Consider the following 786-nt stretch of genomic DNA (forward strand, 5'->3'; position numbering starts at 1 on the left):
AGCCCATTTGCCTGCGGGTTATAGGCAGTTGTGCGATGGAGACTCACGCCAAGGCTCTCGGCCACCGCGTTCCACAAACCCGAAGTGAACTGAGGGCCCCTGTCGGAGGTCAGGTCCGATGGCACCCCGAACCTGGATATCCAAACAGAGACGAATGCCCGGGCGATCTCCGGAGTCGTTGTGGATGACAGAGGAACTGCGTCTGGCCATCGGGTCGTCCGGTCCACCATTGTCAGGAGGTGAGTAAAACCCCTAGAGGGTGGAAAAGGACCAACCAGATCCACATGGACGTGGTCAAACCGTCTCTCAGGAATGAGAAAAGGCTCCAGCGGGGCCTTAGTGTGACGGTGGACCTTTGCCCGCTGACATGCCACACAAGAGGACGCCCACCCCTTAACGTCCTTCCGGAGGCCTGGCCACACAAACTTAGCCCCCACCAGCTTAACCGAGGCCTTCACCCCGGGGTGTGACAGCGAGTGAACAGCCTCAAAAACACGCCGGCGCCAATCTCTTGGAACCATAGGGCGGGGCTGGCCTGTGGAGACGTCACACAGGAGGGAGGCACCGCAATCCTGAAATGTCACATCCTCTAAACGTAACCCAGACACCGCTGTCCGGTACACCTGGACGTCCTGGTCCAAAACCTGGGCAGCAGCCATAGCAGCATAGTCCACACCCAAATGCACGGAGCTGACGTGCACCCGGGAAAGACAGTCGGCCACGCGGTTGTCCTTGCCAGCCACATGCTGAATGTCAGTTGTAAATTCAGATATGGCCGACAGCTGA

Annotated in this window: 1 protein-coding gene; it reads right to left on the reverse strand. The window is 58.7% G+C overall.

The annotated features are described in order from the left end of the window. Positions 1-659, reverse strand: a 659-nt coding sequence (locus D4A39_RS18990; protein WP_147393945.1) for an integrase, incomplete at its 3' end; no start/stop codon positions are given. Positions 660-786 lie beyond the last annotated feature (127 nt).

This window comes from Alcanivorax profundi, assembly GCF_003597125.1.
Lineage (GTDB): Bacteria > Pseudomonadota > Gammaproteobacteria > Pseudomonadales > Alcanivoracaceae > Alcanivorax > Alcanivorax profundi.